This window comes from Microbulbifer sp. TYP-18, from assembly GCF_040932045.1.
Taxonomy (GTDB): domain Bacteria; phylum Pseudomonadota; class Gammaproteobacteria; order Pseudomonadales; family Cellvibrionaceae; genus Microbulbifer.
This window is the reverse complement of record NZ_JBFRBC010000021.1, coordinates 38951-54778: the sequence shown is the minus strand read 5'-3', so window position 1 is coordinate 54778 and position 15828 is coordinate 38951. Positions and strand designations below refer to the sequence as shown.

The following is a 15828-nucleotide window of genomic DNA, read 5'->3' as shown; positions in this document are numbered from 1 at the left end:
AATTCGGACCACGGATATTATTTTGACTCGAAATACGACCCCTATGGACGCCGACCCGCACGCGGAGCGGGAAGCGGAGAAATACGACAAGCCGGTTCCCAGCCGCGAATACCTGTTGCAGCTGCTGGAGCGGCAGCCGGGCCCGGTGTCCTGGGAGACACTGGCGGATGTGTTGGAACTGGCGGACGAGGATCGCCGCGAGGGGGTGCGGCGGCGCCTGATCGCCATGTCCCGCGACGGCCAGATCGCCAGCAACCGCGCCGGCGATTTCGGCGTGCTGGAAAAGATGAGCCTGGTGCGCGGCCGGGTGATCGGGCACCGGGATGGCTTTGGCTTCGTTACCCCGCGGGAGGGGGGCGAGGACCTGTTTCTCTCCCACCGGCAGATGCGCAAGGTTTTTGACGGCGATGAGGTGCTGGTGCGGGAAACGCCGGGGGGCTTCCGCGGCAAGCGGGAAGCGGCGGTGGTGCGGGTTATCCAACACAATACGCGCCAGTTGGCGGGGCGGTTGTTCCGGGAAAACGGTATCTGCTTTGTGCGGCCGGACAATCCGCGCATCAGCCTGGACGTTATGGTTGCGGCGGAGAAGACCGCCGATGCGGGTCACGGCCAGTATGTGGTGGTGGATATCATCGCCCAGCCGGGAAGGGATTCGCTGCCCCAGGGGGAGGTGGTGGAGGTGCTGGGTGATCACCTGGCGCCGGGGATGGAGATAGACCTGGCGATCCGCAACTACGGCCTGCCCCACACCTGGCCGGCGGCGGTGCAGCTGGAGGTGGACGCCATCCCGGAAGAGGTGGAGGAGCGCCACAAGAAGGGGCGGGTGGACCTGCGCCATTTGCCGCTGGTGACCATCGATGGGGAGGACGCGCGCGATTTCGATGACGCCGTGTTCTGTGAAATGACCGCCGACGACAGCTGGAAACTGCTGGTGGCGATCGCCGATGTGTCCCACTATGTGCATCCGGGCAGCGCCCTGGACCAGGAGGCGCACAGCCGTGGCAACTCGGTCTATTTCCCCGATTTCGTGTTGCCGATGCTGCCGGAAAAACTGTCCAACGGCCTCTGTTCCCTGAACCCGGAGGTTGACCGCTTGTGCATGGTGTGCGAAATGCACATAGGCAGCGATGGAAAGATCCGGAATTTCCGCTTTTTCGAGGGCGTGATGCGCAGCTATGCGCGGCTGACCTATACCCAGGTGGGCCAGATTGTGGCCGAGCGGGACAACCGCAGCAGCGGATTGCGTAAACAGTTCGCCGCGCTGACACCGCACCTGGACAATTTGCACCAGCTCTATAGGGCACTGCGGGGAGCGCGGGACCGGCGCGGCGCCATCGATTTCGAGACCACCGAAACCCGGATTCTCTTCGACCCGCAGCGCAAGATAGAGCGCATAGTGCCGGTCACCCGCAACGACGCCCACAAGATGATCGAGGAGGCGATGCTGGCGGCCAATGTGTGCGCGGCGCAGCTGATGACGCTGTCGGGCCAGCCGGGCCTGTACCGGGTGCACGATGTGCCCAAGGAGGAAAAGCTCTCCAATTTGCGCGAATACCTGGGTGAGCTGGGCCTGCGCCTGCCAGGTGGCGCCGAGCCCCGGCCAAAGGATTTCCAGGCGCTGCTGGAGCAGGTAGAGGGGCGCGCGGATGCCCACATCATCCAGATGATGTTGCTGCGCTCCATGAACCAGGCGCTGTACCAGCCGGAGAATCGCGGCCACTTTGGCCTGGATTACGATTCCTATGCGCATTTCACCTCGCCCATCCGCCGCTATCCGGACCTGCTGCTGCACCGGTTGCTGCGCTGGTTGATTCGCAACGGCAGCGCCAACGAGCGGGCTGTGGCGGAAAAAGTGCACGCAGTTCCGGGCGCGGAGGCGCTGCAGCGGGAAAAAATCACGCCCTACGACACCGGTGCCATGGTGCAGTTGGGAGAGCACTGCTCCATGACCGAGCGCCGCGCGGACGACGCGACGCGGGATGTGGTGAGTTGGCTGAAGTGCGAATACCTGCAGGATCATGTGGGCGAGGTCTACCCGGGGGTGATCAGTGCGGTCACCGGTTTCGGCTTGTTTGTGGAGCTGGACCAGTTCTATGTGGAGGGGCTGATTCACGTTTCCTCGCTGCCCAAGGATTACTATCGTTTCGAGCAGGCCCACCAGCGTTTGATCGGCGAGCGCAGCGGCCAGCGCTATCACCTGGGGGATTCGGTCACGGTCAGGGTGGCCAGGGTGGACCTGGAAGAGCGCAAGGTGGATTTTGTACTGGAGCGGCTGTTGCCGCGCCGAAAGCGCGATAACACTGAGGTCAGTGCGCGGGCCATGGAACTGGCGGTGGAACACCAGCAGGAGCGGCGCCGGCGCGGCAAGGCGGTCGAGGGGGCTGCGGACAAGGCGGATAGAGAGCCGCGCGGCAAGGCCAGTCCCTGGGGCCGGCGTGCGGAGGTTGCGGCGACGACGCCGTTTCGCAAGCGCAAGGTGGGCGCCACGGAAGCGGAGCCGGTAGCGCCGCAGCCGGAAGCCCCGGCCGAACCGGAGGCAGAAGGGGACGAGCAGCCGCGCAGGCGCCGCGGCCCCAGGCGTACGCCCCCGCGCAAGGGCGGCAAACGCCCGGCGGTGGCGGCCCGCAAGGCGTCGCAGAAAGCCGAGAAAAAAGGCAAGAGCCAAAAAAAGAAACCGCAAAAGAAAAAAGCCCCCAAAGGTAAGAAGAAATAAATCGTGTCGGAGCAGTTAATTTACGGCCTGCACTCGGTGCAGGCCCTGTTGAAGAGCGCACCGCAACAGGTGCAGCAGCTGTTGCTGCTGCGCGGGCGCAAAGATATGCGCCTGCAGAAAATCCTCAGCCAGGCGGAGAAAAACGCGATTGCGGTGCGCTTTGTGGACCGCCAGACGCTGGATGAAAAAGTGGGCGAGGCGGGCAACCACCAGGGCGTGGTGGCGATTTGCGCGGGCGAGACCCGGGTGCAGGACGAACAGTTTTTACGGCAGCTGCTGCAGGAGCTGGCCGCCAGCGGGGAGGCCCCGTTTCTGTTGATCCTGGACGGTGTAACCGACCCCCACAACCTGGGCGCCTGCCTGCGCTCCGCCGAGGCCGCGGGCGTGCACGCGGTGATCGCCCCCAAGGACAAATCCGCCGGCCTGACGCCCACGGCGCGCAAGGTGGCCTGCGGTGCCGCGGAGGTGCTGCCGTTCGTGACGGTGACCAACCTGGCCCGCACCCTGGAGCAGTTGAAGCAGGCCGGTGTCTGGATTTTCGGGGCCGCGGGTGAAGCGGAACAGGATATTTACCAGAGCCAGCTCACCGGCCCGCTGGCACTGGTGATGGGCGCGGAGGGCAGCGGCCTGCGCCGGCTGACGCGGGAAAAATGCGATTACCTGCTGAAGATTCCGATGGCGGGCGAGGTGAGCAGCCTGAATGTGTCGGTAGCGGCGGGGGTGTGCCTGTTCGAGGCGGTGCGGCAGCGGCGCTGAGGCCGGCTTTCCGCCCCGGCAGCCGTACCCTGTCGCTCAAGCTCCCCCGGCGTAGAGTTCCTGCGCCGGCCGATACATCACCCAGGAGGTGAGGACATACTTGTCGCCGGATAGCGGCGCATTGCCGCGGTGGGTGTGGGTGAAGCCGCAGGGGGACAGTATGAGGTGGCCCCGGCGCGGCTTGATTTTGGTTCCCTGGTAACAGAATTCCGTCTCGCCACCCTCCTCCACATCATTCAGGTACAGGAGCCAGAACAGCACCCTGTGCAGCGACTTCTGCGCCGGGTCACTGGGGTGGGGGTAGTGCTCCGAGTGCCAGTGAAAGAAGCCGCCCCGGGTCTGCTCATAGTGCTGGAAATTGATCTGGTCGAGGCGGTAAAAGCCCGCGATCAGCGCCTGCAGCTGGCGGTCGTCCAGCTTGCCAATGTCCCCGCTGGCCAGGTTGTGCCTCTTGCCGGTGTCCTGGTCCAGGAGGGCCGGGGACAGGGCGCCGGTGAGCATATGGGGGTAGCGGCGGCAGTATGCCATTAAGCCGTAGCTGACCATCTTATTGATGGTGGCGCACTCGTCGCGCCAGTGGTCCAGGTAGGAAATATACAGGTCGGTACTGTTTTTCTTGTTTTGGTCGACGCCGGAGCCGGTGCGCCCGGGCTGCTTGTGGGTATCGTCGCGAAAGCGCCCGATCAGTCGATCGCAGTAGTCCGCCGGAGCCATGTCCTCGAACAGCACAATCATTGAATCCATGGTTTTCTCCTGCACCGAAGGTTGCGTGCGACTGCTGGGGATAAGCTGAGACGAAGACTGGCCGGGATCCTGCAACTGGACGGCCGGGGCTGCCGGTAGGGGTCCGTTTCAGCGGGGGCCGGTCAACTTGCAACCAACCGGGCGAATGCATAGAATACGCCGCCCGCAATGGGCCCCTTGTTTAGCCGGGGCCATTGTACTCCTTGCCTCACCGGACTGTCCGGGGGGCTGCTTAAACCGTAAGGAGCCGAAATGCGTCATTACGAAATTGTATTCCTGGTCCACCCGGATCAGAGCGAGCAGGTGCCTGGTATGGTAGAGCGCTACACCGCTGCCATCAAGGACAGCGGTGGCCAGGTCCACCGTCTGGAAGACTGGGGCCGCCGCCGCCTGGCCTATCCAATCAACAAGATCCACAAGGCGCACTACGTTCTGATGAACGTCGAGTGCACCGAGGAAGCGCTGCAGGAGCTGACCACCAACTTCCGCTACAACGACGCGGTGCTGCGCAACCTGGTGATGCGCGAAGACGAGGCCATCACCGAGGAAAGCCCGATCATGAAAGCGGAGAAGGAGAGCCGTGAACGCAAGGCGGCGCGCGCTGAACGCACTGAGCGTCGCGAGCGCACTGAGCGCCCCGAGCGGGAGGAAAAGCCTTCCACGGAGGAAACCGAGTCTTCTGATAACGCTGCAAGCGAAGAATAAGGGGTTAGCACATGGCACGTTTTTTTCGTCGTCGCAAGTTCTGCCGTTTCACCGCTGAAGGCGTAAAGCGTATCGATTACAAAGATCTCGATACCCTGAAGGCCTACATCTCCGAGACCGGCAAAATAGTACCGAGCCGTATTACGGGCACCAAGGCCAAGTACCAGCGCCAGCTGGCCACAGCGGTCAAGCGCGCCCGCTACCTGGCACTGCTGCCTTACACGGACAGCCACGAAGCCTAGGGCTGCCGGGGCATTAACAGAGAAGCTATCTGACCGTGCGCGCTCTGGCTGAATTCATCATGCGCGGGCGCGTGCGCGCGATACTCATCACCATGGTGGGTATCCCGCTGATCAGCCCGGCGGCACTGGCCCTGGTGAGCCTGCGCCGCGGCAGCAGCGACGGCCTGATGGTACTGGCCTGGGGGCTGCTGCCACTGGTGACCGCGGGTTTAAGCGGTTATCTGTCGCCGCTGATGACGGGCCTCGGGGTCGGCCATCTGGTCGCGGTCTTCTGTGCCGCTATGGCCCTGCGGGGCACCCGTTCCTGGAGCGTCGCCCTGGTGGTGGCCACCCTGGTGGCGGTAGCAGGTATCCTGCTCAATGCGCAGCTCAACGGCGGTTTGCTGGAGAGTCTGCTGCAGGCGGCCGAGGAGACCAGCGCTGAACAGGCCGCACAGCTGCGGCAGATATTCGGTAGCGAGATCCTTGCCACCGGATACCTGAGCTGGATGTCGGCGGTGACCGTGGTTCTGGCGCTGGTGCTGGGCCGCTGGTGGCAGGCGCTGTTGTACAATCCCGGCGGTTTTCGCCAGGAGTTCCACCAGCTGCGCATGCCGCTGCCACTGGCTGTGGTGGGAATGCTGGTCTGGGCCTACAGCCTGACCACCCAGGAGTACGCCTTCTGGGGTGCGGTGGCGGCCCTGCCGATGGTGGTGGCCGGCATAGGGCTGATTCACTGGCAGGTGGCCAGTCGAGGATGGGGACGGGGTCCCCTGGTGGCCATGTATGTGGCACTGGTACTGGCGACACTGCCAATGGCGGGCTTCCTTTGTGGTTTGGCACTGGTAGATAGCTGGATAGATATTCGCGAGCGTTTTGCCAAGAAATAGCGGGCGATCGCACAAAACTGAGATTGAGGAAACCGAGATGGAAGTTATTCTGCTCGATAAAGTAGGTAAGCTGGGCAATGTTGGTGACCGGGTGGAAGTGAAAGCCGGTTTCGGTCGCAACTTCCTCCTGCCCACGGGCAAGGCGGTTGCGGCTACCGCGGACAACGTCGCCAAGTTCGAAGCCGAGCGCGCCGAACTGGAGGCCGCCGCCGCGGCCAAGGTGGCAACTGCCGAGGGCCGCGCCGCACAACTGGCGGAAGTGTCTGTGACCATCGCCGCCAACGCCGGTGATGAAGGCAAGCTGTTTGGCTCCATCGGCACCCGCGATATCGCCGATGCGATCACCGCGGCCGGTGTCGAGGTGGCCAAAGCCGAGGTGAAGCTGCCGGAGGGTGCGCTGCGGGAAGTCGGAGAGTACGACGTCGATGTACAGCTGCACGCCGATGTGATTACCACCGTCAAGGTGATCGTCGAAGCCGAGTAAGCCGGGGACGCCTGCGGCAGCTGCCAGGGGCGGCGAGCCGCGCTACAATCGGGCGCTGGATCCCTATGGGTCCGGCGCCCTTTTTGTTTGTGCCTACAGATAACTGCCATGAACCAAGACGTCGAGCTGGAACAGGCCTTGCAGGCTGACGATTCCTCGCCCCTGCCCCATTCGGTGGAGGCGGAGCAGTCCGTACTGGGTGGGCTGATGCTGGACTCCAGCCGCCTCGACAGTGTCGCCGAGCAGCTTGGGGAGGAGGACTTCTTTGTCGCCGGCCACCGCAGCATCTTCGCGGTGATGGCGCAGCTGGCAGAGGCCGAGCAGCCGCTGGATATAGTGACCCTGGCGGAGGCGCTGGCCAGCCGCGAGCTGCTGGCGGAGGTGGGGGGCGCGGCCTACCTGGCGGAGCTGGCTGAAAACACGCCGTCGGCGGCCAATATCGTCGCCTACGCCAAGATAGTGCGCGAGCGCTCGATGCTGCGCCAGCTGATCGCCGCCGCCGGTGAAATCTCCCGCACCAGTTTCAATCCCGGCGGCCTGGCCTCGGCGGACCTGCTGCAGATGGCCGAGCGCCGCGTGGCCGAGATCGCCGAGGGGCGCACCAAGGAGGGCGGCTTTCTCGGGGTGGACGCCCTGCTGAAGAAGACCGTCGAGCGGATCGACGAGCTGTTCAAGTCCGAGGGCGACCTCACCGGCCTCAGCACCGGCCTCACCGAACTGGATCAGCGCACCTCCGGCTGGCAGCCCGGCGAGTTGGTGGTTGTGGCGGCGCGCCCGTCCATGGGCAAGACTGCGCTGGCGCTCAACTTCGCTGAGAAAGCCATGCTGAGCCAGGACCGGCCGACGCTGGTGTTCAGTATGGAAATGCCGGCGGAGTCGCTGATCATGCGGATGCTGTCCTCCATCGGGCGCATAGACCAGACCCGCATTCGCAACGGCAAGCTGCAGGAGGAGGACTGGCCCAAGTTGTCCGGTGCGGTGCAGAAAATGCGCGGACGGCCCCTGTACATCGACGACACGCCGGCGCTGTCCCCCAGTGAAGTGCGGGCGCGCACCAAGCGCACCCTGCGCGAACACGCCAATATGCTGATGCGGGAGAACCCCAGGCTCAGCCACGAAGAGGCGGATGCCAGGAGCCTTCCGGCGCTGATCATGCTGGACTATCTGCAGCTGATGCAGGTCAAGGGCGCCAGCGAAGGGCGCACTCAGGAAATCTCCGAGATCTCCCGCTCCCTGAAGAGCCTGGCGAAGGAATACGACTGCCCGGTGATCGCCCTGTCGCAGTTGAACCGCGGCGTGGAGCAGCGCCCCAACAAGCGCCCCATGAACTCGGACCTGCGGGAGTCCGGTGCCATCGAGCAGGACGCGGATGTGATACTGTTTATCTATCGGGACGAGTACTACAACGAGGACAGCCCGGACAAGGGGATGGCGGAACTCATTATCGGCAAGCAGCGCAACGGCGAGATAGGCACCTGCCGGGCGGCTTTTGTCGGCAAGTTCACCCGCTTCGACAACCTGGCGCCGGAGTACTACCAGGGGGAGTGAGTTTCCCCCGCCCACACTTGCCTGGGGAAGGGCCTTGCTGAGCGAGCGAAACCTGCGCGCCTTAGCCATAGAGCGCCAACATGTACACCGGCCCTGGGGCGGTGACCTGCCGTCCCTGGTCCGCCACCTGGGCGCCCTGCAGCTGGACGCCATCCAGCGCATCACCCGCGCCCACCACCACCAGCTCTACACCCGGCTGCCGCGCTACCGGGAGGACCATCTCGGCGCTGCGGAACAGAGGCGGGAGATCTTCGAGTACTGGTCCCACGCCGCCGCCTACATACCCATGGAACACTATCGCTTCGCCCGGGTGCGCATGAACCGCATCCGCGCCGGGCAGCGGCACTGGTATGAAAAGAACGCCCGCCTGTGCCGCTATGTGCTGGACCGCATCCGCACCGAGGGGCCCCTCAGGGCGAGCGATTTCGTCCGCGCAAAGGGCGGCTGGTGGGCCTGGTCGGAGGAGAAGAAAGCGCTGGAGCAGCTGTTCCACGAGGGAGAGCTGATGGTCAGTCACCGGGAGGGCTTCCAGAAGGTGTTCGATCTGCCGGAGCGGCTGCTGCCGGCGGGAATCCGCACGGAAACCCCCAGCGATCTCGATTATGGCCGCCATCTGGTGCGCACATTTCTCACCGCCCAGGGGGTCGGGCGGCCGGAGGAGATCACCTATCTGCGCCGCCACGACAAGCCGGCGATACGGCAGGCCGTGGCCGCCATGTTGAAAAGCGGCGAACTGCAGCCTTGCGGCGGGGACCTGCTGCTCACTGCGGACGGCCAGCCGAGCCCCGCCAGACCGGCGCGCAAGGTGCGCCTGCTGTCGCCCTTCGACCCGCTGGTGTTGCAGCGCAAGCGCCTGAAAAGACTGTTCGGCTTCGACTACCAGCTGGAGTGCTACCTGCCGGCCCACAGGCGTCGCTATGGGTACTTCTGCTTGCCGATACTCTATGGCGACCGGTTTGCCGGCCTGGTGGACCTGAAGGCGGACCGGGAAGCGGGACTGATGCGCACCGAATCCGTGCACTGGCGGGAGGGGCCGGGCCCGGCGCTGGAGGCCAGCTTTGGCCTGGCCCTGCGGCACTTCTCCCGCTTCCATGGGTTGGCGGCAGACGACTGGCGGAAATCCTCCAGAGTCCGCTAGCAGGCTGTTGAAATTCGAAGAATTTCGACGCCTGGTACCGGAATATGGATGTTCCGGCAAAATCGGCGACGCCTAAGTCGTTGATTTTGGGAGAAAAGTGAAAATCACATTTTTCGCTTTTCGTGTGTTGAAAAAGGCAGGATGCCTTTTTCAACAACCTGCTAAAGGCGCACCACCAGGAAGACCTCGCGTCCGTCGCGCATTGTGGGTATGAAATAGGTGTTGCCGTAGCGGTAGTACTGGATTCCGTTGATGACTTCGGCGCTATAGCCGACGGGTAGTGTCTCCAGTACCTGGCCCGGTGTATAGGGTGAACCGGGCGTGCCCGGTGCCGCTGCAGCCGGAGCGGCCGCGGCCGTAACCACATGCCCCGGAGGCGGCGGCACCACTATGTAGGTGCCGGTGGCGGGCCGCCACTGGTAAAAAGCGTCCGCATACTGGTAGAAGACGGCACCGCCGACGGTGACAGGTACCGCGCTCGCCGGCAGTGTGACCACCGAGGCGCCCAGGGGGGCGGACACCACCACGAAACCGGCAGGGCTCGGCCGATAGAAAAAGCCGCCGCCGTAGTAGTAGGGGTGGCCTCCCACGCGCAGGCTGACAAAGCCCTGGGGCAGCACCGGGAAGGTGAACCCGATGGAAACACGCGGGCCGCCGTGGTAACGGTAGGGGTACCGATATGGGTAGTGGTAGGGGCGATGATGATGGTGCGAATGGTACCGGTGGCCATGGCGATCGTGCCCCGGGGACCGCGCATCGGCGGGTGGCGCAAACGCAAAGGCCCCCAGTGCCAGCAGGGCGATTACACCTAGCAGCGTTTTGACCGTTTTCACAGAAGTCTCCGGGAGAGTGATCACTTACTTTGGTCAAAGTTTAACCTGCTGGAGGCGTATCGCGCCATAGTTTCCGGTTAAGAATTGTGAACTTTAGCGGCTGGCTGAAAAAGTAGCTTTCAGCCAGCTGTCAGAGGCTGTCACCCCTTATGGGCGGTTGCGCTGCACTATGCCCATCAGCTTGTACAGCAATTGTGCGGCGGCGAAATCGTAGGCGTGAAAGCCCTCTATAGGGGCGAACTCCAGCAGGTCGAAGCCGATGATCCGCCGCTGCCGGGCCACGGACTCGAACAGGCCCAGGGTCTGATACCACCCCAGTCCGCCGGGCACCGGCGTCCCCGTGGAGGGGAAGACCGAGGGGTCTATGCCGTCGACGTCCAGCGTGAAGAATACCTTGGAGGGGAATTCCTCCGGCAGCTGGAAGTCCTGCACGTTGGTGGGCACCAGCTGGTGCGCATCCAGATAGTGCACGCCGTATCGCTGACGGGTTTCCTTTTCCTCCTCGCAGTAGGCGCGGATGCCCAGCTGGAACAGCGGCAGGCCCGCCTCCACCACCAGGCGCATCACACTGGCGTGGCTGTGTTTCTGGCCCTCATAGCGATCGCGCAGGTCCGCATGCGCGTCGATCTGCACCACGCCGAAGTCGGTGATGCCGGCGTCCAGAAAGCCCTTGATCACCCCCCAGGTGACCGAGTGCTCCCCGCCGATGCCCACTGGCATTCCGCCCATCCGCAAAACCGCCTCCGTGGCGCCGGCGATCCTGTCCATCACCTGCTCCGGATCGCCGGATACGTCCACCGGGGGATGGGTAAAGATGCCCAGGTCACAGGGGGAGGAGAAGTTGTCAAAAGTCTCCAGTTGCCAGGAAGCGGCCAGTATCGACGCCGGTCCCCGGCCGGTGCCACCGCCGTAGGATACTGTCGCCTCGTAGGGAATCGGCAGTATGTGAAACAGCGCCTGCCGGGCCTCTGGCTGGGTTATTTCAGAGCCGAGAAAGATAGGGTAGGTGGATTCTGGGCACATATTGCTACTCTTGAGCGGAGCGTCGGGAGACGGGAGTTTATGACAGCCGGCTCTTGAACGCCCGGTAACCAAATTGTTTGACGATTTTCAGGGCATCGGTATCCGAGTTCCACAGGGCGATGGCCGGCAGTTGGATACCGTTAAAGGTATTGGTCTTGACCATGGTGTAGTAGGCCATCTCCTCGAATACCAGCCGGTCGCCGACCCGCAGCGGGTCGGCGAAACTGTACTCGCCAATGGTGTCCCCCGCCAGGCAGCTCTGGCCCCCCAGCCGGTAGTCGTGGGGCAGTTCCCCCGGCCGTGCCGCGCCGGTGATCTGCGGGCGGTAGGGCATCTCCAGCACGTCGGGCATATGGCAGGTGGCCGATGTATCCAGGATCGCCTGGGCCTGCCCGTTCCAGGTAACATCTACCACCTCGCTCACCAGAACGCCGGCAAACAGCGCTATGGCCTCGCCGGGCTCCAGGTACACCTGCACGTCATATTTGTCGCGGAAGGCGCGCACCGCCGCCACCAATGCGTCCACCTGGTAGTCCCGGCGGGTGATATGGTGCCCGCCGCCGAAGTTGATCCACTCCATGCGCGGGATCAGGTCCCCAAACTTCTCCTCCACCGCGGCGATGGTGCGCTCCAGGGGAGTGAAGTCCTGCTCGCAAAGGGTGTGAAAATGCAGCCCGGTGATACCGTCCAGTGCCTCCCCGGAAAAGAGTGAGCGCACTATGCCGAGCCGGGAACAGGGTGCGCAGGGGTCGTAGAGAGCTGTGTGTCCCTCTGAATGCTCCGGGTTGATGCGCAGGCCGAAGCGCAGTTCCGGCCGCGACTGCTGTGCGCGCAGACACAGGGATTTGTACCTATGCCACTGGGAGAAGGAGTTGAATACTATATGGTGGGCAAAGGTCAGTAACTGTCGCAGCTCCCGCTCCTTGAAGCCGGCGCTGAACACGTGCACTTCGCGGTTCAGGTCGCGGCCGCCGTACTCCTCATAGGCGAGTTTGGCCTCGTGCAGGCCGCTGGCACAGACACCGCTCAAGTATTGGGCAACCAGGTCCCCGGTACTGAACATGGAGAATGCCTTGAGTGCCGCCAGTACCCTGGCGCCACTGCGGGCCTGCACTTCCGCCAGCAGCGTCAGGTTGTCCCGCAGAGCTACTTCATCCACCACAAAACAGGGCGAGGGCACACGGGTGGGGTCGAATTCTCCAAAGTAGTCTTTGCGCGGCGTCAGGTCCATGGGTTGCGGCTACCATCGAAGCGGCTGGGGTGAAAGGCGCCGGTCGGCGGGACCGGCGCGCGGCGGATCAAGTGAACGGTTGGTCCAGCCAGGTTTCCTGCCAGGGCAGGCCGTACTGGTTCAGGTCCGCCATGAAGGGGTCCGGGTCCAGCTGCTCCAGGTTCCAGACCCCGGGTTGCATCCACTTGTCCTCCAGCATCAGCTTGGCCCCAATCATCGCCGGCACGCCGGTAGTGTACGAGATCGCCTGGGACTCTACCTCTTTGTAACACGCCTGGTGATCGCTGATGTTGTAGACGTAATAGATTTTTTCCCCGTCGCTTTCCTGCGCACCTTTGGGGGTGCCGCGGACGATATTGCCTATACAAGTCTTGCCTTTGGTCAGTGGGCCGAGACTGGCCGGGTCCGGCAGCAGTGTCTTGAGAAACTGGATCGGCACTATCTCCCGCCCCTGAAACTCTACCGGCTCTATGCCCGTCATACCGACGTTTTGCAGCACCTCCAGGTGCTTGAGATAGTTGTCGGAGAAGGTCATCCAGAAGCGCGCCCGTTCGATTTCCGGGAAGTGCTTGGAGAGCGACTCCAGCTCCTCGTGGTAGAGCAGGTAGATATCCTTTTCGCCAATACCGGCGGGGAAATCGAACACCCGCTTCTCCTGCATGGGTTTGGTGGTCACCCAGTGCCCCTTCTCCCAGTAACGGCCGTTGGCGGTGATCTCGCGGATATTGATTTCCGGGTTGAAATTGGTTGCGAAGGGCAAGCCGTGGTCGCCCGCATTGCAGTCGATGATATCCAGGGTCCGGATGCGGTCGAAATGGTGCTTGCGCGCGTAAGCGGTAAAGACGCTGGTCACACCGGGATCGAAGCCGCTGCCCAGCAGTGCCATCAGGCCGGCCTGCTGGAATCTCTCCTGGTAGGCCCACTGCCATTTGTATTCGAACTTGGCCTCTTCCGGCGGTTCATAGTTGGCGGTGTCCAGGTAGTGCACACCGGTTTCCAGGCAGGCATCCATTATGTGCAGGTCCTGGTAGGGCAGGGCCACATTGATGACCAGCTGTGGTTTCACCTTTTCTATCAGTGCCACCATTGCCCCTACATCGTCCGCGTCGACTTCCGCGGTATCGATCTTCCGGGGCAGCATGGCCGCTATCCGGTCGCATTTGCTTTTGGTGCGGCTCGCGAGCGTGATCTGTTGGAAAACCTCCTCCACCTGCGCGCACTTATGCGCTACCACCTGTCCCACGCCACCGGCGCCGATAATCAAAACACTGGCCATGCACATACTCCTCTTTCATCTGCGCCAGGGCATCGCCGCCCTGGGAAATTGCCCGTAATCGCCTGTATCCCAAGGGTGCGCGCCCTGTCCAGCGGTGTTTTATCCCGCCCACCGGATGCCTGGTGCGCTATCCCTTATCTCTCGAAATAGGTGTACCCGTCCATGCTCGCGGTATAGGTATGCAGAATCTGCTTGCGTTGCTGTGGACTGATACGGCCACTTTTTACCGCGGCTTCCGCCAGCCTGCGAAACCGCTCCAATAAATCCTGCGGCCGGTATTCCACATAGCTGAGCACGTCGGCGATACTGTCGCCGTGAATCTCATGACTGTAATCGAAGCTGCCATCGGCGTGAACACGCACACTCACCACATTGGTGTCGCCAAACAAATTGTGCAGGTCACCGAGGGTTTCCTGGTAGGCCCCCACCAGGAAGGCGCCGAGTATATAGTCCTCCCCCTCCTTCAACGGATGCAGTGGCAGGGTTTTCTGTTCACCATGGCGGCCGATAAAGCGGTCTATCTTGCCATCACAGTCGCAGGTGATGTCGGCGATGATGCCGGTGCGGGTCGGCGCCTCGTCGTGCCGGTGAATGGGTACCAGTGGAAATACCTGGTCGATGGCCCAGATGTCGGGCAGGGACTGGAAGACGCTGACGTTCGCATAGTAGATGTCCGAAACCAGCTCCGGCAGGGTCCGCAGGTCAATCGGCACCTCGTCCGCCTCGTCCAACAGCGAGCGGATTTTCTGCGCCGCGCGCAGGAAATAGTTTTCCGCCTGGGCCCGCTCGCGCAGGCCGACCTGTCCGTGCAGGTAGAGAGCGCGGATCTCATCCCGATAATAGAGGGCGTCGTTGTAACTCTCCTGCAAATTGTCAGTGGTGACACTGTTTACCGCGGCTTCCAGATAGCGCAGCATCGGGTGGGCCTGCTCAGAAACCCGCCCCTCTCCCAACTCCACCGGCTCGTAACGGGTGGTATCGAGGATGTCGAACAGGAGTACCGAAGAGTAAGCCACACTGGCCCGGCCAGATTCGGTGATAATCACTGGGTGGGATACCCCTTCGCTGTCCAGTGTATCCATGATGGCTTCCACCACATCGACACAGTATTCGTCCAGGGAATAATTCTTGCTGTGGGCACAATTGGTCTTGGAGCCATCGTAGTCCACCGCCAGGCCGCCTCCCAGGTCCAGGTAACCCATCGGTGCTCCTTCCTCCACCAGATCCGCATAGTAGCGGCAGGCTTCCAGGACCCCGGTGCGGATATCGCGGATGTTGGGCACCTGGGAGCCCAGGTGGTAGTGCAGCAACTGCAGACAGTCCAGCATATCGTGGCTGCGCAGCTGGTCCACCATTGCGATCAGGTCGTTGCTGCCCAGGCCGAAAATGCTGCGGTCCCCACTGGTGGCGTTCCAGTGGCCACCCACCCTGGAGGCGAGTTTGACCCGCACCCCAATCGACGGGCGTACCTGCTCGCGCTCGGCACAGCGAATAATGGTATCCACTTCGGAGGGGGTCTCGACGACGAAAAATATCCGCATCCCCAGGCGCTGTGCCTGCAGGCCCAGATTGATGAACTCCTCGTCCTTGTAACCGTTGCAAACAATCAAGGCGTCGGTATTTTCCAGAGCGGACAGGGCCACTATCAGCTCCGCCTTGCTGCCCGCCTCCAGGCCGTGGGCAAAGGGTCCGCCGGCCCTGGCGACTTCCTCGATCACCTGGGCCTGCTGGTTTACCTTGATGGGGAATACGCCGCGGAAAACATTGTTGTAGCCGCAGCTGCTAATGGCGCGGGCAAAGGAATTATTGATACGGGCAATCTGGGCTTCGAGCAGGTTTTCTATGCGCACCAGCAGCGGCATGCTCAGTCCCCGCTCCGTGGCCCCCCGGGCTATATCCAACAGTGACACCTGGCACGCTGTACCTTCACCGAATTCAACACCAACGGCGATTTCGCCGTCATCGCGCAAATCAAAATAACCGGCACCCCACTTGCGGATGCCATACAGCTCGGCGGAATCTTCGCTGGTCCAGTGGTGTATTTTCCGGGATTTCATCACGCCAATCCACTCAGCCTGTTTCGGGTCGCGAATATTGCGGTCGGCGCTGGCGGAAAGCAATAGTTAAATGCGGAAAGGCGAGTAATTTTCTGGCAGAAAATTAAATTTTCATTCGGTTTTTTTGGATGGGATAAAGGTGTATTTATGGGATTGATCAAAAGGCGCTATCGTTGGATTCGCCCTTCGAAAAATATGGCGCCACCGTT

14 protein-coding genes are annotated in these 15828 nt (G+C 62.6%); 8 read left to right on the top strand and 6 right to left on the bottom strand.

The features are described 5' to 3' along the window. Positions 1-43 precede the first annotated feature (43 nt). Both rnr and rlmB read left to right on the top strand, forming a co-directional pair. Positions 44-2713 carry a ribonuclease R gene (rnr, locus tag ABVT36_RS15255; protein WP_368457315.1) on the top strand — a complete coding sequence of 890 codons (2670 nt, stop codon included), beginning with the start codon at positions 44-46 and terminating at the stop codon, positions 2711-2713. Between the two features lie 3 nt (positions 2714-2716). After that, positions 2717-3469: a 23S rRNA (guanosine(2251)-2'-O)-methyltransferase RlmB gene (rlmB, locus tag ABVT36_RS15250; RefSeq protein WP_368457309.1), complete on the top strand. Its 753-nt coding sequence runs from the start codon at positions 2717-2719 to the stop codon at positions 3467-3469. A gap of 36 nt (positions 3470-3505) precedes the next feature. On the opposite strand, the gene ABVT36_RS15245 is transcribed toward rlmB, so the two are convergent. Beyond that, positions 3506-4213, bottom strand: a complete 708-nt coding sequence (locus tag ABVT36_RS15245; RefSeq protein WP_367151503.1) for a 2OG-Fe(II) oxygenase — start codon at positions 4211-4213, stop codon at positions 3506-3508. Positions 4214-4465: 252 nt separating this feature from the next. On the opposite strand from ABVT36_RS15245, the gene rpsF reads away from it, so the two are divergent. From rpsF to ABVT36_RS15215, 6 genes are all read left to right on the top strand, one after another. Then, complete coding sequence (gene rpsF / locus ABVT36_RS15240) at positions 4466-4918, top strand: 30S ribosomal protein S6 (RefSeq protein WP_367151505.1); 453 nt, start codon at positions 4466-4468, stop codon at positions 4916-4918. 11 nt (positions 4919-4929) lie between these two features. Further along, complete coding sequence (gene rpsR, locus ABVT36_RS15235; RefSeq protein ID WP_020411626.1) at positions 4930-5160, top strand: 30S ribosomal protein S18; 231 nt, start codon at positions 4930-4932, stop codon at positions 5158-5160. Between the two features lie 35 nt (positions 5161-5195). Continuing rightward, positions 5196-6029 (top strand): hypothetical protein, encoded by an 834-nt coding sequence (locus tag ABVT36_RS15230; RefSeq protein ID WP_367151506.1) that lies wholly within the window; start codon positions 5196-5198, stop codon positions 6027-6029. A gap of 37 nt (positions 6030-6066) precedes the next feature. Further along, entirely contained in the window at positions 6067-6513 is a 447-nt protein-coding gene (rplI, locus tag ABVT36_RS15225; RefSeq protein WP_367151507.1) for a 50S ribosomal protein L9, read from the top strand. A gap of 108 nt (positions 6514-6621) precedes the next feature. Beyond that, positions 6622-8061, top strand: coding sequence for a replicative DNA helicase (dnaB, locus tag ABVT36_RS15220; RefSeq protein ID WP_368457308.1), 1440 nt, complete (start codon positions 6622-6624; stop codon positions 8059-8061). Positions 8062-8095: 34 nt separating this feature from the next. Further along, positions 8096-9199, top strand: coding sequence for a winged helix-turn-helix domain-containing protein (locus ABVT36_RS15215; RefSeq protein ID WP_368457306.1), 1104 nt, complete (start codon positions 8096-8098; stop codon positions 9197-9199). A 161-nt stretch (positions 9200-9360) separates the two neighbouring features. Here ABVT36_RS15215 and ABVT36_RS15210 read toward each other — a convergent pair whose 3' ends face one another. The 5 genes from ABVT36_RS15210 to speA all read right to left on the bottom strand — a co-directional run bounded on the left by ABVT36_RS15210 (position 9361) and on the right by speA (position 15619). Next, positions 9361-10032 (bottom strand): DUF6515 family protein, encoded by a 672-nt coding sequence (locus tag ABVT36_RS15210; RefSeq protein ID WP_368457304.1) that lies wholly within the window; start codon positions 10030-10032, stop codon positions 9361-9363. Positions 10033-10179: 147 nt separating this feature from the next. After that, positions 10180-11055, bottom strand: coding sequence for an agmatinase (gene speB / locus ABVT36_RS15205; protein WP_367151512.1), 876 nt, complete (start codon positions 11053-11055; stop codon positions 10180-10182). 37 nt (positions 11056-11092) lie between these two features. After that, the gene (nspC, locus tag ABVT36_RS15200; protein ID WP_368457302.1) at positions 11093-12286 is read right to left on the bottom strand and encodes a carboxynorspermidine decarboxylase; all 1194 of its coding nucleotides are present in this window, start codon (positions 12284-12286) and stop codon (positions 11093-11095) included. Between the two features lie 67 nt (positions 12287-12353). Then, the gene (locus tag ABVT36_RS15195) at positions 12354-13562 is read right to left on the bottom strand and encodes a saccharopine dehydrogenase C-terminal domain-containing protein (RefSeq protein WP_368457300.1); all 1209 of its coding nucleotides are present in this window, start codon (positions 13560-13562) and stop codon (positions 12354-12356) included. 134 nt (positions 13563-13696) lie between these two features. Continuing rightward, positions 13697-15619 (bottom strand): biosynthetic arginine decarboxylase, encoded by a 1923-nt coding sequence (gene speA, locus ABVT36_RS15190; RefSeq protein ID WP_368457298.1) that lies wholly within the window; start codon positions 15617-15619, stop codon positions 13697-13699. Positions 15620-15828 lie beyond the last annotated feature (209 nt).

What these genes read in the sequence shown, in the direction of transcription:
- rnr (WP_368457315.1), top strand. Translation starts at nt 44, where the DNA reads ATGGACGCCGACCCGCACGCGGAGCGGGAAGCGGAGAAATACGACAAG.
- dnaB (WP_368457308.1), top strand. Translation starts at nt 6,622, where the DNA reads ATGAACCAAGACGTCGAGCTGGAACAGGCCTTGCAGGCTGACGATTCC.
- rpsR (WP_020411626.1), top strand. Translation starts at nt 4,930, where the DNA reads ATGGCACGTTTTTTTCGTCGTCGCAAGTTCTGCCGTTTCACCGCTGAA.
- ABVT36_RS15245 (WP_367151503.1), bottom strand. Translation starts at nt 4,213, where the DNA reads ATGGATTCAATGATTGTGCTGTTCGAGGACATGGCTCCGGCGGACTAC.
- speB (WP_367151512.1), bottom strand. Translation starts at nt 11,055, where the DNA reads ATGTGCCCAGAATCCACCTACCCTATCTTTCTCGGCTCTGAAATAACC.
- rpsF (WP_367151505.1), top strand. Translation starts at nt 4,466, where the DNA reads ATGCGTCATTACGAAATTGTATTCCTGGTCCACCCGGATCAGAGCGAG.
- ABVT36_RS15195 (WP_368457300.1), bottom strand. Translation starts at nt 13,562, where the DNA reads ATGGCCAGTGTTTTGATTATCGGCGCCGGTGGCGTGGGACAGGTGGTA.
- rplI (WP_367151507.1), top strand. Translation starts at nt 6,067, where the DNA reads ATGGAAGTTATTCTGCTCGATAAAGTAGGTAAGCTGGGCAATGTTGGT.
- nspC (WP_368457302.1), bottom strand. Translation starts at nt 12,286, where the DNA reads ATGGACCTGACGCCGCGCAAAGACTACTTTGGAGAATTCGACCCCACC.
- speA (WP_368457298.1), bottom strand. Translation starts at nt 15,619, where the DNA reads ATGAAATCCCGGAAAATACACCACTGGACCAGCGAAGATTCCGCCGAG.